This window comes from Deltaproteobacteria bacterium, from assembly GCA_030654105.1.
GTDB lineage: Bacteria > Desulfobacterota > SM23-61 > SM23-61 > SM23-61 > JAHJQK01.
In genome coordinates, this window is record JAURYC010000264.1 from 1 (window position 1) to 4,341 (window position 4,341).

Consider the following 4,341-nt stretch of genomic DNA (forward strand, 5'->3'; position numbering starts at 1 on the left):
ACACAGATTATCAGGATAAACTAAAAAGAAAATAATGATCCGTTGTTATCTGCGCAAATCTGCGTCCTATTAAATTTAAAAGTTTTAGGGGGGAATTCCGGAATTCCTTATGGACAGCCCTTCTTTTTTGTGGTAGAAATCCCTAAATTCATGATCAAGCAATGGGGTTCCAGGATCCTTTCCCTTGACCCCTTGAACCCTTTTTTTATATCGGGAGCATCAAGTGCTAAACCGCATAGGAATCATCATCAAGCCTAACCAGCCAGACGCCATCACCTTAGCCAGCGAACTCATTGGATGGTTGAGCCAACGGAATATCCAGGTTTACCTGGACGAGACCATTGCTCCAATGATTAACCATCCCTTTTCTTGCCCCCGTTCTGAAATCAGCCGTTGGATTGACCTGCTCATCGTACTCGGAGGAGACGGCACCTTGCTGAGCGCTGTGCGGGCCATGGCAGGGGAAAACGTCCCTGTCCTGGGGGTGAATCTGGGTGGGCTGGGTTTTTTGACCGAGATCACCCTCGAGGAACTCTACCCTGTTCTGGGACAAATCCTTGCAGGAAAGATGGAGACGGAGAAGCGCATGAAACTCTCGGCGAATGTCCTGCGCCGGGGGGAACGGGTCGGCGAATATTCGGTGCTCAACGATGTAGTCATTAACAAGAGCGTACTGGCCCGGATCATCAACCTGCGCACCAACATTAATGGTGCCTATGTCACCACCTATCGTGGGGATGGGGTAATCATTTCTACCCCAACGGGGTCTACAGCTTATTCCCTCGCAGCCGGAGGGCCCATCGTATACCCCTCCATGGATTCCATTCTGATCACGCCCATATGCCCGCATACCTTGACCAACCGGCCGCTCCTCATCCCTGATCGGGACACGGTGGAAATCACCCTCGAATCTGAAGAAGGCGACGTGCGCCTGACCCTCGACGGGCAGATCGGTTGTGACCTTCACCCTTTCGACCAGGTTGTTGTCACCAAGGCCAAGGATTACGTTTTTTTCATCAAATCCCCCTTTAAGGACTATTTCCAAATTCTGAGGACAAAATTTAAATGGGGGGAACGTTGACGACCAACCTGAAGAAACTTTGAATGCTGACCGAGCTGAACATAAAGAATTTCGCTATTATCGACCAGCTACGCTTAGAATTTGGACCGGGGTTCAACGTTCTCACCGGTGAAACCGGTGCCGGGAAATCCATCTTGGTAGACGCCCTCAACCTCCTCCTGGGGAGTCGCGCTTCTCCGGAAATGATTCGAACGGGTCAAGAAGATGCTTCTGTAGAAGCTTTCTTTGAGTTGGAAGAAGCGGAAAACATAAAAATCTTGAGGAGCTTACAACTGGACCAAGCCGAGGGGCTGTTGATCAAGCGCCTCATCCACCGTTCCGGAAAATCTCGGGCCTTTCTCAATGGAAACTCCATTACCCTTCATATGCTCGAAGAGCTGGGCGAAGAACTCATCAATATTTACGGCCAACACGAACATCAACACTTTCTCCATCCCCAAAGCCCCATTGACATTCTGGACCGTTCCGGTGGACTCCTTCCCTGGCGCCAGGAATATCAAGAAGTCTATGCCCATTGGATGAAGGCTACCTCCGACCTTGAAGAGTTGATCTCCAAGGAAAAGCAACGATCCGAGCGCCTGGAATTTCTGACCTTTCAATCAAAGGAAATCGCCAGGGCTAACCTGAAACCCCCCAAACCCGGTGAAGCGAACGAAGAGGAAGAGCTGGTTGCCGAACGCGCCCGCCTGATTCATGCCGAAAAGCTTTACTCCATTGCCCATCAAGGTACCGAAGTTATTTACGGGGAAAGCGGATCGGTGGTCGAGCGCCTGAAGTCCATCCTGCAGCGTCTGCGGGAGGGGGCGAAAATGGATCCCTACCTCAACTCTTTGGCATCTTTAATCGAATCGATCCTTTTCCAAGCGGAAGACGTGGCTTCCTCCCTTCGTGCCTACCGAGAAAAAATCCATTTTGACCCCCGGCGCTTGGAAACCATCGAATCTCGCCTGGATGAGATCACGAAACTTAAAAAAAAATACGGTCCTTCGTTGGCAGAAGTCCTGGCCTACAAGGAAAGGATCGACCGGGAAAGAAAAAGCCTGGAAAGCCTGGGGGAAAAAAATTCTGAGCTCCAAAAAAGCACGGCCGCCTTTTATGCCCGGGCTTTGTCTCAGGCCCAAGAACTCTCTTCGAAGAGGAAAAAGGTTGCGCAGGAGCTCGGCTCCAAAGTGGAGGCAGAACTCTCCACCCTGGGCATGAAAAAAGTTCGCTTTCAAATCGCGGTGGAAGAAGGCTTATCAGAAAAGGGGGAGCAAGGCCAAAATATCTCTCCGCGATTGGATCAAAATGGAATGGACCGGGTACAATTTCTCATCTCCCCCAACCCCGGAGAAGACCTGAAAGCTCTGGCCAAGATCGCTTCCGGGGGGGAGCTCTCCCGGATTATGTTAGCCCTGAAACGGATCTTCGCCGAGGAAACCTGGATTAAAACTCTGGTCTTCGACGAGGTGGACGCGGGCATTGGAGGGGGAATTGCCGAGGTCGTGGGTCGCAAGCTTAAAGAAATTTCCCGGGAACATCAGGTTTTTTGTATAACCCACTTGGCCCCCATAGCCTCCTTTGCCGATACCCATTTCAAGGTGTCCAAGAGAATCCAGGGAGGAAGGACCGTAGTGGAAGTAAATCACCTACAAGGGGAAAACCGGGAACAGGAAATCGCCCGTATGCTGGGCGGGGTTAAAATTACGGAAAAAACCCTTGACCACGCCCGGGAAATGCTGAAAAATGCTCTAAAGGGGTAAAAACAAACCCCTTACACCCTCACGCCTAACGCCTTACGGTAATTATCAATATGACTATCCGCAAAGCTAAAATCTCCGATGTTCGGCAAATCCAGAAGCTGATCGAGCTTTCAGCCAAAAAAGGGGAGATGCTTTCCCGTTCTCTCAGTGAGCTCTACGACAACCTGCGGGATTATTACATATACCAGGAGGAGGGCCAGGGGCAAATCCTCGGGACCTGTGCCATGCACATCTGTTGGGAAGATCTGGCTGAAATTCGCTCCCTGGTCGTCCGGGAAGAATATAATCGGCGGGGCATCGGGACCAAGCTTATTGAGGCCTGCCTCTCTGAGGCTATCAGCCTCGGGCTTTACCGCATCTTTGCTCTAACGTATAAACCAGATTTTTTCCGAAAGTTTGGGTTTAAAGTCGTGGATAAGAGCGCCCTGCCCCATAAGATTTGGGCCGACTGTATCAAATGCGTGAAGTTTCCCGAATGCGACGAAATAGCGGTCCTCCTGGAGGTTTAAAAGTTTCCGGTCAATTTTGAAAAAATTAATATATTCAAATACTTTTTAAAAAATAAGAGAAAAAAGTCTTGACAGGAAATAGGCCTTCGTGGTAAATGGAATCCCTTCAAAGAAAATATCCTAATCTCACAGATCGTTTCCATGGGAAGGCATATCCGGATTTTTTCGGGTGCAGAGGGAATTTTTTTCCGGGGGTGAAGGTTGGTTAAAAAGGATTACACAATCCTGATTACTTCTCAAAAAGCCGCTAAAGTCAAAAAAATTATCCTCTCTCCTCTGACCTTAAAAATTGCGGCCGGGATCCTGGGAATTTTCATCATTGTTTCTGGCTTTATGGCCTATAAATATATGATCTACAGGAAAAAGGTGGCCGAGCTGCAAACCCTCCGGTCAGAAACCCGTTCCCAGCAGGCAGAAATCCGCTCTTTTATGGAAAAAATCTCTGTTTTGGAAGAGCAACTCGATAAGCTCAAAGAGATGGAAAAGCAGGTTGAGCAAGACCTGAAAGAAGTTACCGCGCTGCAAAAAATAAAAAAAGTTACCCCGAAGGTTTCCAGGAAAAAGACCTTATATGAAAAGACCTCTTCTGTAAAATCTGTAAAAAAAGAAGAGGGGGGGGAGCCCCCTGTTTTTCGGGAGGAAGAGGTCTCCATTCTGGATAAGGAAAGAAATAGACTGATTAGCCGCCTGCACCATGACCTTTTGGACCTGCGCCAAGAATTTTCCCAGAGGGAAGAAAGCTTGAAAGAACTCCAGGAGTTTCTTCAAGGTCAAAAATCGTTTCTTTTAGCCACGCCTTCTCTATGGCCGGTATTAGGTCGGATTTCTTCCGGATTTGGAGATACTCGTCTTTCCCCTTCTTCCGGGGGAACTCGTCCCCATAGAGGAGTGGACATCTCTGCTCCTTCAGGAACAATGGTTTTCGCCCCTGCCGATGGAGTTGTCAATTTTGCCGGGCGTGAATCAGAGTATGGACGGTTGATTTGCCTCGATCATGGACATGGATATT

General features: G+C 49.0%; 4 protein-coding genes. All 4 read left to right on the top strand.

Annotation, left to right across the window (positions count from 1 at the left end; translation table 11 throughout):
* Window positions 1-223: 223 nt before the first annotated feature.
* Window positions 224-1,081 (top strand): NAD(+)/NADH kinase, encoded by an 858-nt coding sequence (locus Q7V48_11310; GenBank protein MDO9211314.1) that lies wholly within the window; start codon window positions 224-226, stop codon window positions 1,079-1,081.
* A 23-nt stretch (window positions 1,082-1,104) separates the two neighbouring features.
* A complete protein-coding gene (recN, locus tag Q7V48_11315) occupies window positions 1,105-2,823 on the top strand; it encodes a DNA repair protein RecN (protein MDO9211315.1) in 1,719 nt (572 codons plus the stop codon).
* A gap of 50 nt (window positions 2,824-2,873) precedes the next feature.
* On the top strand, window positions 2,874-3,332 hold the full coding sequence (locus tag Q7V48_11320; protein MDO9211316.1) for an N-acetyltransferase: 459 nt from the start codon (window positions 2,874-2,876) through the stop codon (window positions 3,330-3,332).
* Between the two features lie 201 nt (window positions 3,333-3,533).
* Window positions 3,534-4,341 (top strand): peptidoglycan DD-metalloendopeptidase family protein (locus Q7V48_11325; GenBank protein MDO9211317.1); only part of this gene is annotated, 808 nt, incomplete at its 3' end.